The organism is Polyangiaceae bacterium, assembly GCA_015075635.1.
Taxonomy (GTDB): domain Bacteria; phylum Myxococcota_A; class Polyangia; order Polyangiales; family Polyangiaceae; genus JADJKB01.
The window spans coordinates 2152856-2169960 of record JABTUA010000002.1 but is presented as its reverse complement, the minus strand read 5'-3'; the positions used below and the strand labels follow the sequence as shown (position 1 = coordinate 2169960).

Below are 17105 nucleotides of genomic sequence, written 5' to 3'. Positions count from 1 at the left end.
GGTTCTTAACGCTCCCGGCCCGCGCTGCAAAGGCCCCCGTCAGACGAGGTCTACGAAGACCGGCGCGTGATCGGAGGGCTTGTCCCGCTGCCGCTCCTCCGCGTCGATGTGGGCGCCGGTGCAGCGCTCCGCCAGGTCGCCGCTCAGCAGCACCAGATCGATGCGCAGGCCTTCGTTCTTCGCGAAGCCAGCCCCCCGGTAGTCCCACCAGGAGAAGCGGCCGCCCTCCCGATGGTGCAGCCGGTAGGCGTCCACCAGCCCGAGCCCGAGCAGCTTGCCGAGCGCGCGGTGCTCGTCCGGGTGGAAGTGGAGCTGCCCGCGCATCCGCTCCGGGTCGAAGACGTCCCGCTCGTCCGGCGCGACGTTGAAGTCCCCGCACAGCACCAGCCCCCTCTTGTCGGGGGCCTGGTCCAACAGCGTCTTCGCCAGGCGATCGAAGAAGGCGAGCTTCACGGCGAAGCTCGGGCTGTCCACGGACTTCCCGTTGGGCACGTAGGCGGAGAGCACCCGGATCCCGCCGACGCTGGCGGCGATCAGGCGCTTGTCCGGGTCGTTCGCGCCGTCGGAGAGCCCGACCGACACGTCACGCATGGGCAGGCGCGAGGCGATGGCGACGCCGTTGTAGGTCTTCTGCCCGGCCATGGCCACCGCGTAGCCCAGTCGCTGCAGCTCGTCCGTCGGGAAGTCGTCGTCCACGACCTTCGTCTCCTGCAAACACAGGACGTCGGGCTCGTGGCGCTCGATCCACCCGACCACCGCGTCCACGCGCGCGCGGATCGAGTTCACGTTCCAGGTGGCGATGCGCATCGGGATTAGGCGTACAAGCCCCGCAACTCCGAGGCCTTGGCCACGCGCCCTATGGACACGATGAAGGCGGCGGTGCGCATCGGTACGTCGTGCTCGAGCGAGACCTTCAAGACCGTGTCGAACGCCGTGGTCATCATGTGCTCCAGATCCTCGAGCACGCGCTCGTAGCGCCAGTAGTAGCCCATGCGGTTCTGTACCCACTCGAGGTACGAGACGCCCACGCCGCCCGCGTTGCACAGGATGTCCGGGATCACGAAGACTCGCTTCTTCTCGAGGATGTCGTCGGCCTCGGGTGTGCAGGGACCGTTGGCGCACTCCGCGATGATCTTGGCCTTGATGCGGCCGGCGTTCTTGGCGGTGATCTGGTTCTCCAGCGCCGCCGGGATCAGGATGTCCACCGGCAGCTCCATCAGCTTCATCGGATCGGCCAGCTTCTCGACGCCGCGCACCTTCTCGAAGCCCTTGAGGTTCTTGTGCTTGTCCACGTGGTTGATGGCCACGTTCGGGTCGATGCCGTCCTTGCAGGTGAACGCCCCGGCGACGTCCGAGACGGCCACGATCTTGCAGCCTTGTTCCCGCAGCAGCTTGGCCGCGTAGGAGCCGGCGTTGCCGTAGCCTTGGATGGCCACGGTGGCGCCGCTCAGGCTCAGGCCCAGGTGCGCCGCGGCGCGCCTTACGCAGAACACCATGCCCTGCGCGGTGGCCGAGTTGCGGCCGACCGAGCCGCCGATCTCCAACGGTTTGCCGGTGACCACGGCCGGCAAGTAGTCGCCGCCGTGGTGCATCGAGTACGTGTCCATGAACCACGCCATCACCTGCGGGTTGGTGTTCACGTCCGGCGCGGGGACGTCACGGTCGGGGCCGAAGAGCTCGATCATCTCCGCGAAGTATCGGCGCGACAGCCGCTCGAGCTCACCGTGGCTGAGCTTCGTCGGATCGACGATGACCCCACCTTTGCCGCCTCCCATCGGGATGCCGATGGTGGCGCACTTGAAGGTCATCCAGAACGCCAAGGCCTTCACCTCGTCGAGGGACACGTCCGGGTGGAAGCGGACCCCGCCCTTCGCAGGCCCGCGGGCGATGTTGTGCTGCACTCGGTAGCCCTTGAAAGCGTGGATCGAGCCGTCGTCCATCCGAACCGGCAATTTGCACTCCACGATCCGTCGCGGCTCGCGGATGACCGCAACCTGGTCCGCGGTCAGCTTGATGATCTTGGCTGCTCTATTGAATTGAACGAGCGCGTTGTCGAACGCTGATGCAGGCCCTTTCAGCAAGGTGCCCTTCGAATTCGGAATGGGCCGTTTCTTCGTACTCGCCACGGTGAAGCTCCTACGTAGTCCGTTGTGGGACGCTGTCCGCACCTACCACGACTGCTGCCCGCCCGGAATTTCGCGGCTGCAAAAAGCGTAAGCGGATCGGAAGGCACACACGGCCCGAACGAGCGGTGTGTGGTAGGCTCGAGTCATGGTGGGATGGTGTAGGCTCACGGTTTCGGTCTTGTGTGCTGCCCCGCTGGCGCTCTTGGGCTGCGGCAGCGACTCGGGCGGCGACACCGGCTTGGGCGGCGACGCCGGCATCGACGGAGGCGGCAAGAGTTGCGTGGTCAGCTCGGACTGCGACGACGGCAACGCTTGCACCCTGGAGTCCTGCGCCAGCGGGAAGTGCAGCTGGCAGGTCGCGCCGGACGGGAACGCCAAGGAGCAGGAAGAGGGCGACTGCGCCAAGACCGTCTGCAAGAGCGGCATCCCGAGCCAGGTCCCCGACAACGGCGACGTCCCCAACGACGACGAGCAGTGCACGCTCGACACCTGCGAGAACGGCGCGCCCTTCAACAAGCCCGTGCTCGAGAACACGCCCTGCAAGATCGGTACGGGGGCTGGCCAGTGCAAATCCGGAAAGTGCCTGATCCTCTGCACGCCCTCCACCGCAGCCAGTCAGTGCAACGACGGCAACGGCTGCACCGATGACGCTTGCGTCCCGTGCAGCCTGCCGGAGTGTGCCGGCCAGGGGGTCTGCAAGAACCAGGGGCTGAGCGGCATCCCGACGCCCGGCGCGTCGCAGAAGACCGGCGACTGCCACGAACGCCGGTGCGTCGAAGGCAAGGACACGGACGACATCGACAACTTCGACGTGCCGGTGGACGGCAACGAGTGCACGGAAGACCTCTGCAAGAACGGCGAGCCGGCCAACCCGCCCGTCTCCGCGGGCACCACCTGCTCCTCGTCCGGCGGGGTCATGTGCGACGGCGCGGGCAAGTGCGTGGACTGCGTCAAAGACTCCGACTGCGATCCCACCAGCACCGGGAGCTGCACGATCCCGGCCTGCAAGAGCGGCAGCTGCTCGAGCACCTACATCCCGGCGGGCACGCCCCTGCCCGCTGCGCAGCAGACCCAGGGAGACTGCCGAACGATCGTCTGCAACGGCAGCGGCAGCACGACCTATCAGGCAGACTCCACGGACATTCAGGACGATCAGAACGCCTGCACGACCGACAGCTGCGTCGGCACCTCCCCGACCCACACCAAGCTCCCGGCGGGGACCGCCTGCGGCAGCGGGGGCCAGGTCTGCAACGCCAGCGGCACCTGCTGCGGGCCCACCTCCTGCGCGGCTGCGGGGAAGGTCTGCGGGAACTACTCGGATGGTTGTGGGACCACGCTCAACTGCGGCACCTGTCCGACGGGTCAGACCTGCACCACCGCTGGACAGTGCTGCACGCCCAAGGAGTGCGTCGCGGGCATCAGCTGCGGTTCGCAGAGCAACCTCTGCGGGGGCACCATCACCTGCGGCACCTGCGGCGCCGGTGACACTTGCCTGAGCGGCACCTGCGGCTGCTTCAACGGCGTCAAGAACGGCACCGAGACCGACGTGGACTGCGGCGGCGTCTGCGCCAAGAAGTGCGGCCAGGGCCTGACTTGCCTCGCAGGCAGCGATTGTACGACCGGATACTGCGCCGATGGCGTGTGCTGCGATGCCGCGTGCGCCGGCACGTGCAAGGCGTGCACCTCGATCAAGACGGGCCTGACTACCGGGACTTGCGGGAACGTGAAGGACGCCACCGATCCCGACAACGAGTGTCCCAACACGCTGTCCACCACTTGCGGGACGACCGGCATGTGCAAGGCCGGCGCTTGCGAGTACCACGCCGCAGGCACCGTGTGCGCCGCCGGTTCGTGCTCGGGGAGCACGCAGACCCTGGCGGACACCTGCAACGGCAGCGGCACCTGCGTCGACAACGGCACGGCCTCCTGCGGCGCGGGCTACGTCTGCTCCGGAGCGGCTTGCCAAAGCTGTTCGGACGGCTTCAAGAACGGGGCGGAGGTCGACGTGGACTGCGGCGGCTCCGGCGGCTGCCCGAAGTGCGCCACCGGGAAGAAGTGCACGCTCGCGGCCGATTGCACCTCCGGCAACTGCGTGGACGGCTACTGCTGCAACACGGCCTGCACGGGCACCTGCCAGAGCTGCGGCCTGGCCGGTTACTACGGGACTTGCAGCCCGATCGCCAACGGCGTGGACCCGGCCGACGAGTGCCCCGGCCAGAAGACCTGCAACGGTGCGGGCGGCTGCACCTGATTCCTCGCTGAACCCCCTTTTCACCTGCTGAGCCGCGCGCTACGAGTCGGGGCGGCGCGCCGCCGTGCTCGGTGCGCGTGAGACCCTCGTGCTCCGCCCCTCCGCGCGCCTCCCCCTCGCTCTTGGCACTGCTCTCCTGATGAGCGGTTGGTCCGCGCGCGCCGGCGCCCAGGACGAGGGCAGCGGGGCGGTGCCTCGCGGCGGGTCCGGCGCCGTCGTCAAGCCTCCGCCGGAGGAGGCCCAGCCGAAGAAGCCGGTCGTGGTGCCGCCCAAGCTGGTGAAGTTCGAGAGTGCGCCGTACCCGGCAGCAGCACAGAAGGCCGGCATCCAGGGCGACGTCGTGCTCAAGCTCAGCATCGACACCCAGGGCAAGGTGACCGACGCCGAGGTGGCCGAGCCCGCGGGCCACGGCTTCGACGAGGCAGCGCAGGCGGCGGCGCTGAAGTTCGAGTTCGAGCCCGCCACCCGCGACGGCAAGCCAGTCCCCGCCAAGATCCTCTACAAGTACTCCTTCACGCTGAAGGAGGCGCCCGCCGCCCCGGGCGAGAAGGCCCCACCCGCGGAGGCGCCCAAGACGGGAAACCTGGGCGGCAGCCTGCGCATCGCGGGCACGAACGTGCCGCTCGCCGGCGCGGAGGTGCTGGTCACCTTCCCGGACGGCTCGAGCCGGCGCATCACCACCGACGCCGACGGCAAGTGGGGCATCGAGAACCTCCCGCCCGGCAAGTACCGCGTGAAGCTCAGCGCCGACGGTTACCAGGCCCAGGAGAACGACGAGGATGTCGTCGCCGGCGAGGCCGCGGAGATCACCTATCGGCTGGCCCCGGAGGCGGAGGGCTTCGAGGTCACGGTCCAGGGCGAGCGGCCGCCGCGCGAGGTGACGCGTCGCACGCTGGAGCGCCGAGAAATCGCCCGCATCCCCGGGACGAGCGGCGACGCGCTGCGCTCCATCCAGAACCTGCCGGGCGTGGCGCGGCCCCCCGGGCTCGCGGGCATCTTGATCGTGCGTGGCTCGTCGCCGCAGGACACGAACATCTTCGTGGACGGCACGCTGGTGCCGCTCATCTACCACTTCGGCGGCCTGTCGAGCGTGATCCCCACGGAGCTGCTCGAGCGCATCGACTTCTACCCCGGCAACTTCAGCGCTCGCTACGGTCGGGTGATGGGCGGCATCGTGGACGTGGGGCTGCGCTCTCCGGACACGCGCTGCGACGGCCCCTACGGCAAGAAGACCGAGAAGAAGGGCTGCTACCACGGGCTCGCTCAGGTCGACCTGATCGACGCGCGCATGCTCGTTCAGGGTCCGATCGGCCCGCTGAAGGGCTGGTCCTTCGCCGCCGGCGCGCGCCGCAGCTGGATCGACACCTGGATCAAGCCGGTGCTCGAGGAGGCAGGCGCCGGCGTGACCACCGCGCCGGTCTACTGGGACTACCAGGTCATCGCCGAGAACAAGCCCGCGCAGAACAGCAAGCTCAGCTTGCGCGCCTACGGGACCGACGATCGCCTCGAGATCCTGATCCGGGATCCGCTGGCAGAGGAGCCGCTGATCGGCGGCAACATCACGCTCCGGACCGCCTCGCACCGCGCGCAGGTACTGTACACCGGCGAGCTCTCGAGGGACGTCGACGTGAACAGTATGTTCTCGGCCGGCAAGGACACGATCCAGTTCGCGCTCGGGAACCTGATGTTCGATCTCGCCACCTACCCCTTCTCGGTGCGCAACGAGTTCGGCTTCAAGGCGACGCGTGGCTTCAAGCTCTACGCCGGCTACGACTTCCAGATCGTGCCCTACGACGTGACGGTCCGCGCTCCGCAACCCCCGCGGGAGGGCGAGCCGGACCCCGGCCCCTTCGCCACGCGGCCCGTGGTGGAGGCGCAGCAGTCCGAGACCGGGTTCCGCCCCGCCTGGTATCTGGAAGGGGAGTGGACTCCGGCGCGGCGCCTGCGCGTCGTCCCGGGCTTCCGTGTGGACTACGCCCGCGACTCGGGACACGCCGACTTCAGCCCGCGCATCAACGGGCGCTACGATCTCGTACCCTCGACGGCCTCGCCCGAAGACGAGGCCATCGGCAGAAAGAGGCTGCGCACCACCGTCAAGGGCGGCGTCGGCCTCTTCCACCAGCAGCCGCAGTTCCAGGAGACGGACACCGTCTTCGGCACGCCGAATCTGCGCTCGAACCGCGCGGTGCACTACGCGCTGGGCGTCGAGCAGGAGCTGACGCGCCACATCGAGGTCTCGGTCGAAGGCTTCTACAAGGATCTGACCGAGCTGGTGAGCCGTGAGCCGTCCGCGACCGGCGCCTTCGCCTACAACAACCAGGGCGAGGGCTCCGTCGTCGGGCTCGAGACGCTGCTCAAGTACAAGCCGGACGCGCGCTTCTTCGGCTGGATCGCCTACACGCTCTCGCGCTCGGTGCGCCAGAACGGCCCGGACGAGCCCGAGTACCTCTACCAGTTCGATCAGACGCACAACCTGGTCGCCCTCGGCAGCTATCGCCTCGGTCGTGGCTGGGAGTTCGGCGCACGCTTCCGCCTGGTGTCGGGACCCCTGACCACGCCGGTGCTGCAGCCGCCGGCGCTGCCCTCGCTGTTCGCGGCGGACTCGGGCGCCTATGCCCAGCTGACCGGCGAGCAGAACAGCCGGCGCCTGCCCCTGTTCCACCAGCTCGACCTGCGCGTGGACAAGGCCTGGCAGTTCCAGGACTGGCGCTTCTCGGCCTACCTGGACCTCTACAATGCCTACAACAATCAGGCGGTCGAAGGCCTGACCTACAACTACAATTACACGCAAGAGAGCTACCAGACCGGGCTGCCCATCATCCCCAGCCTGGGCATCAGAGGTGAGTTTTGAGAGCGCGTGACCTGTCCTGCGTGGCGCTACTCGGCGTTGCGGCCCTGGGCTGCGGTGCGGAGTTCGACCCACCTCACGAGGTCAAGACGCTGCGGGTGCTCGGGGTGCAGAAGAGCGCGCCCTACGCCAAGCCTGGCGAGGACGTCGACATGCAGATGCTCTGGCACGACGGCTCGGAGAAGGCGCCGCGCCCCGTGCAGGTGGGATGGTTCTCCGGCTGCTTCAACCCGCCGGGTGACCTGTACGCGGGTTGCTTCGCCCAGTTCGCACAGGCGGGGCCGCCGGGTCCCGGTGGTCTTCCGCCCGGCATCCAGTTCGGCCTCGGGGACACCTTCACCTTCACGATGCCGGCGGACGTCATCTCCAGCCGTCCGCCCCCGGTGGATCCGAAGCAGCCGCCCTACGGTCTGGCCTACGTGTTCTTCGCGGCCTGCGCCGGCCAGCTCGGTCCGCCGCCGGAAGGTGAATCGGTCGCGTTCCCCGTCGCCTGCTACGGCCCGGGCGACGAGCTGCTCGGCGCCGACGACTTCGTGGCCGGATATTCGGCGATCTACGCCTTCGACGAGTACCGCAACGGCAACGCGATCATCACCGGCTTCCGCGTCGCCGGCCAGGACGCGAAGTCGAACTGCATCGACGGCGCCTGCGTCGGCAATCCGCCGCCCACAGCGCTCGACTGCGACACGGCGCCCTGCGTCGCTGCCTGCTCGGACGACGGCGACGACAGCTGCCCCGAGATCCCAATCCAGCCCGTCGTGGATCCGGCGAGCGCCGAGGTGGACCAAATCTCGGTGGACGCCTACGGCAAGAACTACGAGGAGCAGATGTGGATCCGGTATTACGTCAGCCGCGGAGGAGTGAAGAGCGACGCGCGCCTCTTGAACGACGCGCAGAAGGGCTGGAACGGCGACTACGGCACCAAGCTCTACGCGCCGAAGGAGCCGGGTCCGATGAGCATCTGGGCCGTCGTGCACGACAACCGGGGCGGCTCGGCGTGGGTGCGGCAAGAGGTGTTGGTCCAATGAGGCGCTGGTGGCTCTCCCTGTGTGCCCCCGCGGCGCTGGCGTGCCAGTCGCACAAACCCGAGGGCGAGGCTGGACCCGCGCCCAGCGCCAGCGCAGCGCCCAGCGTGCCGCGCGTCTACGCCAGGGACCAGCGGGGGGTGAAGTCGCAGGGCGCTGGTTCGGGCGTTCTGCCCGGGGTACCCGGCGAGACCGACGGGCGCGAGGTCGCTGCCGGCAAGAGCTTCCACGCCGAGGCCAAGAAGGGCTGCGGCGACACGCAGTGCGTGGGCAACAACTGCGCGAAGCTGTGCTCCAAGTGGACGAACGACAACCCCCCGAGCGCGCCAGAGCTGCGCAACAAGGTCTACTTGGGCTGTCTCGGGAATTGCCTGACGGAGGTGGACGAGTGACTGCCGAAGGCATCGAAGCCTTGCACGAAGCCCTGGCGCCAGTGCTCAGCGTCGTCGCTCGGATCGATCCGAGCGATCCGAGCGCCAAGGCGAAGCTCGACGCCGAGCTGCCGCTTCAGGGCCCCGCGCTCGAGAAGCTGCGGCAAGTGGTGCGCGCCGGCGTGGACGCGCGCTGGCTCGCGGACCGCGAGGCCGACGGTGTGCGCTGGTCGCGAGTGAAGAAGGCGGCGAGCCCGGGCGAGCTCAGCATCGACTGCGTCAACATGGATCGTCCGGGTCCCGGGCACACTCACCCGAACGGCGAGATCGACCTGTGCTTCCGCGTGGGCGGCGACCCGCGCTTCGACGGCCATCCAGAGGGCTGGACGGTCTACCCGCCGGGCAGCTGGCACGTGCCCAGCGTGTCCGGCGGAGTGATGGACATCCTGTACTTCTTGCCGGGCGGCGCCATCCGCTTCGAGCCCGAGCCCGCGTCAGCCGCAGCCGGGCGCAAAGACGTGTAGCGTGGTCTTCAGCGCGGGGGTGGTGCTGGGCGGAGTGAGCACGAAGCCGACCTTGCGGTTCGCCGCTACGCCGATCTGACCGACGCCGAAGGGCAAGACTGCGGTCGCCGTGCCCAGCGTGAGCGAGCTGCCGCTGCGCTGCACCGAGCGCACCAGCGTCTGCTGGGGATCCACCGGGTACGCCGTGGTCGTGAGCACGGTGTTCGCGTCCACCAGCGCGAGCGGCCCGCGGCGCACCGTGGACCAATCGGAGTCCGAGTAGCTGGCCAGATCGACCTCCAGCGCCGCATCGACGCTGTTCGCTCCCGCTGGCAGGGCCCAGCGCAGGGTCACCGCGTTGGTGAGCGGGTTGTCAGCGGTGTCGCGGAACACCTTGTTCGTGCTCCAGAGCACCGAGCCGTCGAACCCGCTCGCGAAGAAGTGAGTGGTCAGGTCCGGGGGCGCCTCGAAGGAGAGCGTCTGCTCGCTGCCGTTCTGAGCGTTCGACGTGCCGGCGCTCTGGACCAACGTGAAGGTCGGCACGACGGGGTTCGCCGTGGTGGCGACGCGGAAGCTCAGCAGGCGATCCCCGGCGGAGGCGACGATCGACGCGCCCGGGGCCAGCCCCGTCGAGGGGTACGCCGACACCGTGGCGTTGTTCGGCACCGGAGGCTGGAGCAGCGCCGCCGGGAAGAAGCTCGCCGCACTGTTCTCGACGATCAGGAACGAGCCGGAGCCCGCCGGGTAGATGGCGCTGGTCGCACCGGTGAAGTTCACGCCGACCTGGCTGAGCGAGAGCGCGGTGGCGTTCGGGTCCGCCGGCGGGTCCAGCCACGCCAGCTGGAGCTTGCCCGCGGCGACTGCCGACAAGATCAGCAGGCGTCCTTCGGCCGCGATCATGCGGGCGACGGTGAAGGTCGGCGCGTCGACGGTGAGCTTGACGGGACTGGCCGGGTTCGTGGTGCGCCAGGCGTGCAAGGTGCCGTCGGCGGTGGCGACGAACACCAGATCGGCGAACGCCGCCACGCAGCGCGAGGCGACGCCGTTGCAGCCGATGTTGTCGGTGAGCTCGATGCTGACGGCCTTGAAGCCGAAGCCCTCGGGCGCGCCGCACACCCCGGAGGTCTGCTCGCAGCTGCGCCCCGTGCACGCCGCGGTCGAAGGGCAGAGCTCGAACAGGCATTGCCCGCCGGCGCACAGGCCTTCGAGACAGGCGGCGTCGGTCTTGCATTGGGTGTCGGCGTCGCACGGGCCGCCGTCGCCTTTGCCGCCCGTTGCGCCGGAACCGCCGCTTCCGCCGGTCGAGCCGCCACCGCTGCCGCCGGCACCGCTTTGGCCACCGCTCGCGCTGGCGTCTCCTTTGTCGATCAGACTCTCGTCCAGGTCCAGCTTGCACGCCCCGAAGAGCGCGCCGAGCGCGGTCGCGCAGCCGGCCACGATCCAGAGCTTTTGCATCAGAACCGACCTCCAGCCATCACGGCGCCGGGGCCGAGCCGCAAGGTCAGCGCGCTGTCTGCCGGCGGCTTCTCTTTCTTCGACGGCCACACCACCAGGGTGACGCCCACCGCGGTCAGCACGCCGCCGGCGACTAGCATGATATTGGTGCTGCTCTCCAGGCCCTTGGCGTGGTCGAGGGTCTCCTGGCTCGGGCGCTTCTTGTAGGTGTCCTCGGCGTCTTTGGCCGAGAGCCCGAGCAGGACCCCGCCACCGAGCGCCGCGACACCGGCGCCGATGCCGACGAACCCGAGGGTCTTCCAGGGGCTCGGGCCCTTGGCGGGCTCGTCCACCGGCACCTTGCGCGGCTCGGAGAGCTTCACCTTCTTGACCTTGGGAGCGTCGGGCTGTGGCTCCGCCCGTTCGTCGGCGTCGACCTCCTGGGACTTGCCCGCCTCGAAGCTCAGCTTGCGTTCGTCGCTCGAACCGTCGGCGCGCGTGACGTAGAGCGTGTGCTCGCCGGGTGTGGCGTAGAGCTTGGCGGGAACGCCGACTTCCATGTGGTCGTCTAGCCGGACCCGCGTGCCTTCGTCGCCGTTCACCGCGACCACCCCGAGCTCCTTCGCGAGCTCGCTCAGGCGTTCGTCGGACTTCTGCTTCTGCGCGTCGTTCAGCTTCGGAGTGACGAGCGCGAGCGCGTAGGCGTCCGCGGCGCGAGCTGGCTCGCCGGCGAGCTCCCAGGCCTGAGCCGCGGTGTACAGCGCGACCGCGTTGGCCTTCAGGCGACCCGCCGCCTCGAAGGCCAGCGCCGCGTCCTTGTACTTCTTGTCACCCATCAGCTTCTTCGCCTCACCGTACAAGCGGCGAGCTTCGGCCGTCTGGGCGTCGTCATCCGCCCCGGCGCTCGCGCCCGCGGAGAGCACCGCGAGCGCCGCCACCAGGGCTGCCAATCGTTTGGAGCAACGCATCGGGGCGATTGTACACGACCCGGGGTTCAGAACGGATTGTCGGGGATGTCGACCTTGGTCGGGCCCTTGGGCTTCGGCTTGTCGCCGGCAGGCTCGCTCGCCTTCTCTCCGCCTGAGGTCGGGGCGCCGGACTTCGGCTCGGCGGGCTTTTGCTCTGCGAGCTTCTCGACCGGGATGGGTTGCTCGGCTACCGACTCTTCCTTGTCGAGCTCGAGCGCGATCTCCAGCTTCTCGGTCTTGTCGTCGAAGCGGAGCTCGCCCTCCTTGTACCCGTCGGCCCGCGCCGTGAGCTTCTTCGACACGCCGGGCGCCGGGCGCGCGAAGGAGAGCTGCCCCACCGGCTGGACGACGCCGTCGACCAACAAGGTCACGCCGCTCTTGGGGGTGACCAGCTCGACCAGGACCTCCGTCTGGACGGCGGTCGCCGCCGGCGCTGGTGCCGCAGCGCTCCCGGCCGCCGCGCCCGGCTGAGCTGCGGCGTGCGAACGCGCGCGCATCATGTACAGGCTGCCTCCGCCGACCGCGACCAGCGCGAAGACTCCCACGCCGATGGCGACGCCGAACAGCGCGGTCTTGGCGGCGCTCGAGCCGCCGCTGGGACGCGCCATGCTCTGGGACGGCGAGGTCTGGACCACCGGCGAGAATTGGCTGATGGCGCTCGGTGCCGAGGCGTGGCTGACGGTGCTGACGGCGCTCGGGGCAGAAGTGTGGCTGACGGTGCTGACGGCGCTCGGTGCCGAGGCGTGGCTCAGCGTGCTGACCGCGCTGGGTGCTTGTGCGAAAGAGCTGGAGGCCTCGTGGGGAGGCGGGGCGGCGAAGGGCGAGCTCGGTTCGGGCAGCGCCGAAGCCTCGGGCGCGGCGACGCGAGTTCGCTCCCGAATCCTCGCGATGCGCTCGTCCACGTGCCGGCCGACGCGCTCCCGCACCGTGGCCGCGACGTGGGCCTCGCTGACGACCGGACCGGAGTGCGCCAGCCACTCTTCCAGCGCCAGACGCATGGCATCGGCGCTGGGGAAGCGCTGGTCCGGGTCCATGCTCATCGCGGTGAGCACGATGGACTCGAGCTCTTTGGGGTAGCCCGCCACCACGGCGCTCGGCGGGTCGAAGCGGCCGGCGGCCAGGGACCTCATCACCTCGAGCTCGTTGGTCCCGGCGAACGGCCGGACCGCGGTCGTGATCTCGTAGAGCACGATCCCCAGGGCGAACACGTCGCTGCGTCGATCGATGGCCGCGCCGCGCGCTTGCTCCGGCGCCATGTACGCGACCTTGCCCTTCACCTGCCCGGCCATCGTGGCTTCCTGCTGCTTGGCCAGCGCCTTGGCCACGCCGAAGTCCGTGACCTTCACCACGCCGTCGAGCGAGATCAGGATGTTCTGGGGCGACACGTCGCGGTGGACCAACCCGACCAGCTGCCCGCTGTCGTCGCGGAGCTCGTGGGCGGCGTGCAGGCCCTTGGCCGCGTCCGCGACGATGCGCGCGGCGATGCGGGCGTTCAGCCGTTCGGACACGCCCTTCTCGCCCTTCGGAACGGGCGGCTTGACGATGCGGTTCAGCGCCTCGCCATTGACCCACTCCATCGCGATGTAGAGGGTTCCCTGCTCCTCGCCGAGGTCGAAGATCTCGCACACGTTCGGGTGATGGACGCCGGCGGAGAGGTGCGCCTCGTCGAGGAACATCGACTCGAAGGCGGGGTCCTTCGCCAGCTGGGGCAGGATGGTCTTGATGGCGACGAGCTTGCTGAAGCCGCGCTGCCCGTGCTGCTTGGCGGCCCAGACTCGCGCCATGCCGCCCTGAGCGACCGCGACCAGGATCTCGTAGCGGCCCAGACGAGTGCCAGCACGTACCTCGTGTACGGGGCCGCTCGGCAGGGACATGGTGACGTCAGTATACCAGGCGGCGGCGGATCCGCTCGGTTTGGGCCCTCGAAAAGGCCGGAATCAGCGGGAAGAAGCCAGCACCACCTTGTTCCCGTAAGCCGGGGGTGGCGCGATGAGCTTCGGCTCCTCCTCCCGGGGCTCGGGCTGGTCGACCCGGGTCCGCGGCTCTGCCGGAGGAGGCGGTTTGGGGGCTGGGGGCGTCGTGGTGGCGCACCCCCAAGCGAGGGCGCTCACGAGCAAGAGCGCGACGAGGAAAATTCGCCGCATCATGTCACCAAGCATAACGACGGACCCGTCGACGCGCACGCCGCGCCGCGTAATGATCCCGCGTCGTGCGCATCGTTTTCGCCTTGTTCTGGAACCTCGTCCTGCTCGGGCTCTCGCCGCTTCGCTGGCTGCGCAGGCGCTTCGCCGCGCCCCGCGGGGCCTGGCTCGAGGTTCGCATCGACGGCGGGCTGGTCGAAGTCGCACGGCGCGTGCCGTTCTGGCAGCGGCGGCACCAGCCCGTCGCGCTCCAGTCCCTCAGACGTCTGGTGTCCGTGGCGGCGATGGATGCACGCGTCCTGGGCGTGTTGATCCGCATCGAGTCGCTGCGCGTGGGCAGCGCCCGAGCGACCTCGCTCCGCGACGTGCTCTTGGAGTGTCGGCGTGCTGGCAAGCAGGTCGCGGTGTACCTGCCGCACGGCGGCGGCACGCTCGCCGCCTACGTGGCCAGCGCGGCGGATCTGGTGCTGCTCGGACCGGAGACGCACCTCGAGCTGACCGGATTCGCGGTCGAGGCGACCTACCTCAAAGCAGCCCTCGACCGGCTGGGCCTCGAGCCCGAGGTGTTCGCCAAGGGGCGCTTCAAGACGGCCGGCGAGTTCCTGGAACGGAAGAGCATGAGCGAGGCGCAGCGCGAACAGCTCGGCGCCCTGCTCGACGTCGCCCACGGCGCGCTGCTCGACGCGCTCGCCACGGGGCGCGAGGTCGAGCCGGACGTGGCGCGAGCTTGGGTCGAGGACGGGCCGTGGTCGGCCAAGGGAGCGCTGGAAGCCGGCCTGATCGATGGCGTCGTGTATCCCGACGAGCTGGCGAAGCACCTGGACTCCACCCGGCCGAACGGGGCGCCGATCCTCCCTGCGGCCCGCTACCTCCGGCGCCGCACGCCGCGCTTCGTTCCGCTCCGGCGTCCGCGCCACGTAGCTGTGATCGACGTCGTGGGGCCAATCGTCTCCGAGGCACCGCTGTCCCTCGTGCCCGTGGCCGCCGAGGGGCCGGTGTGTCGCACGCTCGAGCTCGCGCAGAAGGATCCCCGCGTGAGCGGAGTCGTCGTCCACGTCAGCTCGCGCGGCGGCAGCGCGCTGGCCAGCGACCGCATGCTGCGCGCCCTGTCGATGCTGGCCAAGGACAAACCCGTCGCCGTGTACATGGGGGACGTCGCTGCCAGCGGTGGCTACATGATCGCGGTCGGTGCACCGCTCATCGTCGCGCAGCCCACCACGGTCACCGGTAGCATCGGCGTCGTGGCGGCTCGGCTCGTGGGGGAGGCGCTGCTGTCGAAGCTGGGCGTCGCCATCGAGGTGGTGAAGCGCGGCGAGCACGCCGACATGATGAATCCGGCGCGCAGGCTCTCCGCCGGAGAGTCCCGCGCGCTCGCCCGCCAGCTCGACGACATCTACTCGAGCTTCCTCCAAGCCGTCGCGCGGGGGCGCGGCAGACCCGTCGAGCAGATCGAGCCGCTCGCGGGCGGGCGCGTCTGGAGCGGTCGCGACGCCCACGCGCACGGCCTGGTGGATCAGCTCGGCGGCTTCGACGTGGCGCTCCGCGACGTGTTGCGCCGCATCGGCCCCGGCGCGGAGGCGCTCGAGCCCGTCGTAATCGGGCCCGAACATTTCCGCCCGCCGGGGCCGCTGGCCCGCCTCGTGCGCGGCGGCTCCGCCGCGCTCGGGCTCGGCTCCGCGGTAGACCTGATCGCGGTGGCGCTCGGCGAGCCGCGCGCGCGCGCCTGGCTGTGGAGCGAGGTGGCGGGGGTGGGGGACTGACTCTTCAGCGCACCAGCGCGGTGCCGGACGCGGACGCGAAGCTCCCCGTCCACGGCGAAGCCACGACGCTGACCTTGGTCTGTGCGGTGAGGTCGTAGCGAACGACCTCGACGTTCGAGCCGGCGTCAGTGGTCGTGATGCTCACGCCGAGCAGGTGACCCTCGTCCTCCAGGCTCGGCGCCGCCGGGACGCCGGACAGCTCGGCGCCGAAGCTCGCCTGCGCGGTCGCCCAGGGGTACCAGTGCTCGCCGAAGCTCGGGTCGAAGGTGTTCACGAGCGCTTGGCCCGAGCTACGGACGAGGAGTCGCGAGAGGAAGTCCTGGTTCGGAGCCGTGTAGAGCGTGCTGGTCGTGCCGGCGCCGAGATCCACGGCCTCCACGCCGTGGCTCACCCGGATCGTGCCCCCGTCCGCCGGCGCGAAGCAGCCGGCGTTCAGCACCAGCAGCCGGTCTTGCGCGACGTCGAGCGCCGCGTCGACGGGGTTCACCAGCGACAGCTCGATGCCCTCGCCAGCCGCGCTGCCGTTCAGATCGACCAGCGTGTCGCTCGCCACGTCGATGGCCAGGAGCAGGGCCTTCACGCTCGGGCAGGCGAGCTGGTAGCTCGGCGCCGTCACCGTGGTTCGGTCGATGCGACCGAGCAGGAGGTAGATGCGGCCGGTGCCGGCGTGTTTGACGGGACTGGTCATGTCGACCGAGCCGTCGGCGTCGGAGCCGGCCTGATACGCCGCGAGGTCGATGGTCTTCGTCACGCTGCCGGCCGAGAGATCCACGACCGCCACGCGGTTCACGAGCTGGAGCAACACGTGCGCGCGCCAGCTCTTGCCCCCGTCGCTGTCGCTCTCGGTCGCGATCACGCCCACCGGATTCGTGGAGCCGGTCCCGCTGAGCCCGACGGCGCTCTGCCCGACGTCGATGCTCTTCGCCAGCTGGCCCGCTGCGTCCAAGTGATGCAGCTTGGACTTGGTGCGCTCGAGCACGAAGCCTTGCCCATTCGACTGTGCGGGGACGGCGTCGCCGTCGTCGAAGGTGACGGAGCCCAAGACCTGATTGGTCGCGAGATCGACGCTGGCGACCTCCGTCTTGGAAAAGAAATCGGTGCCAGCGACCAGGAGGCGTCCGGGAGTCGGCCCAGCATCCGTGCCGCCGCTGCCGGAGTCGGCCCCGGCGCTACCGCCGCTGCCGCCGCCGGAGCCCGCGCTGCCCCCGGAGCCGGCGGCCCCGCCGGTTCCCCCACCACCGGTTGCTCCGGCGCCCGCAGCCCCGCCGCTCCCCGGGCCGAGGGGCTCGTCCTCGCCACACGCCACCGCCAAAGCAACCGCGCAAGCGATCGCACCCATGCCAGCCGTTTTGTTCATTCTCGCCTCCGGACGCGACCCCCTCCGGGTCGCCAGCGCCTCTTCGCGAGGCGGGTTGTGGGGCACGCCGGGGCAGGTTTCCTGACTTCCGGTTCATCCTCCGGCGAGCCCTTCCCGGGCTCTTCGCCCAGTGGCAACGCTCGCCTTCGTTCCCGGTCACAGTGGCGGGGGCCGCGCCGGTCTTGCACCGGCTTCCCTTGGCCATCGACGTGAAGCCGGGATTTCGGTCCGGCCCGCCTCGGCCACTACCACGCCGCAGGCATTTGGGTCCACTCACCCGACTCGGTGACCACGGCGGGAACACCTGGCCAGGTTTTTCTC

General features: G+C 69.7%; 13 protein-coding genes and 1 riboswitch. Of the genes, 6 read left to right on the top strand and 7 right to left on the bottom strand.

Features of this window, described 5'->3' with window-relative positions; all coding sequences use genetic code 11:
• Positions 1 to 39: 39 nt before the first annotated feature.
• Both xth and HS104_25920 read right to left on the bottom strand, forming a co-directional pair.
• The gene (gene xth / locus HS104_25925) at positions 40 to 807 is read right to left on the bottom strand and encodes an exodeoxyribonuclease III (protein ID MBE7483403.1); all 768 of its coding nucleotides are present in this window, start codon (positions 805 to 807) and stop codon (positions 40 to 42) included.
• A gap of 5 nt (positions 808 to 812) precedes the next feature.
• Positions 813 to 2078 (bottom strand): Glu/Leu/Phe/Val dehydrogenase, encoded by a 1266-nt coding sequence (locus tag HS104_25920; protein MBE7483402.1) that lies wholly within the window; start codon positions 2076 to 2078, stop codon positions 813 to 815.
• Between the two features lie 193 nt (positions 2079 to 2271).
• Here HS104_25920 and HS104_25915 point away from each other — a divergent pair, with 193 nt between their 5' ends.
• From HS104_25915 to HS104_25895, 5 genes are all read left to right on the top strand, one after another.
• On the top strand, positions 2272 to 4377 hold the full coding sequence (locus HS104_25915; GenBank protein ID MBE7483401.1) for a hypothetical protein: 2106 nt from the start codon (positions 2272 to 2274) through the stop codon (positions 4375 to 4377).
• Positions 4378 to 4516: 139 nt separating this feature from the next.
• Positions 4517 to 7228, top strand: coding sequence for a TonB family protein (locus tag HS104_25910; protein MBE7483400.1), 2712 nt, complete (start codon positions 4517 to 4519; stop codon positions 7226 to 7228).
• Positions 7225 to 8253: a hypothetical protein gene (locus HS104_25905; protein ID MBE7483399.1), complete on the top strand. Its 1029-nt coding sequence runs from the start codon at positions 7225 to 7227 to the stop codon at positions 8251 to 8253. Before HS104_25910 ends, HS104_25905 begins: the two co-directional genes overlap by 4 nt.
• Positions 8250 to 8642, top strand: coding sequence for a hypothetical protein (locus HS104_25900; GenBank protein ID MBE7483398.1), 393 nt, complete (start codon positions 8250 to 8252; stop codon positions 8640 to 8642). The genes HS104_25905 and HS104_25900 overlap by 4 nt, the downstream gene beginning before the upstream one ends.
• Entirely contained in the window at positions 8639 to 9145 is a 507-nt protein-coding gene (locus HS104_25895; protein ID MBE7483397.1) for a DUF4863 family protein, read from the top strand. Before HS104_25900 ends, HS104_25895 begins: the two co-directional genes overlap by 4 nt.
• On the opposite strand, the gene HS104_25890 is transcribed toward HS104_25895, so the two are convergent.
• From HS104_25890 to HS104_25875, 4 genes are all read right to left on the bottom strand, one after another.
• On the bottom strand, positions 9116 to 10579 hold the full coding sequence (locus tag HS104_25890) for a hypothetical protein (protein ID MBE7483396.1): 1464 nt from the start codon (positions 10577 to 10579) through the stop codon (positions 9116 to 9118). The genes HS104_25895 and HS104_25890 overlap by 30 nt on opposite strands.
• Positions 10579 to 11526 (bottom strand): hypothetical protein, encoded by a 948-nt coding sequence (locus HS104_25885; protein MBE7483395.1) that lies wholly within the window; start codon positions 11524 to 11526, stop codon positions 10579 to 10581. Before HS104_25885 ends, HS104_25890 begins: the two co-directional genes overlap by 1 nt.
• Before the next feature lie 26 nt (positions 11527 to 11552).
• Positions 11553 to 13400 carry a serine/threonine protein kinase gene (locus tag HS104_25880; protein MBE7483394.1) on the bottom strand — a complete coding sequence of 616 codons (1848 nt, stop codon included), beginning with the start codon at positions 13398 to 13400 and terminating at the stop codon, positions 11553 to 11555.
• A 63-nt stretch (positions 13401 to 13463) separates the two neighbouring features.
• Positions 13464 to 13673: a hypothetical protein gene (locus tag HS104_25875; GenBank protein ID MBE7483393.1), complete on the bottom strand. Its 210-nt coding sequence runs from the start codon at positions 13671 to 13673 to the stop codon at positions 13464 to 13466.
• Between the two features lie 62 nt (positions 13674 to 13735).
• Between HS104_25875 and sppA the strand changes: the two genes are divergently transcribed.
• Positions 13736 to 15427, top strand: coding sequence for a signal peptide peptidase SppA (gene sppA / locus HS104_25870; GenBank protein ID MBE7483392.1), 1692 nt, complete (start codon positions 13736 to 13738; stop codon positions 15425 to 15427).
• A 4-nt stretch (positions 15428 to 15431) separates the two neighbouring features.
• Here the strand turns inward: sppA and HS104_25865 are convergent, their stop codons facing one another.
• Positions 15432 to 16766, bottom strand: a complete 1335-nt coding sequence (locus HS104_25865) for a hypothetical protein (GenBank protein MBE7483391.1) — start codon at positions 16764 to 16766, stop codon at positions 15432 to 15434.
• A gap of 92 nt (positions 16767 to 16858) precedes the next feature.
• A riboswitch (cobalamin riboswitch) is annotated at positions 16859 to 16983 on the bottom strand.
• Positions 16984 to 17105 lie beyond the last annotated feature (122 nt).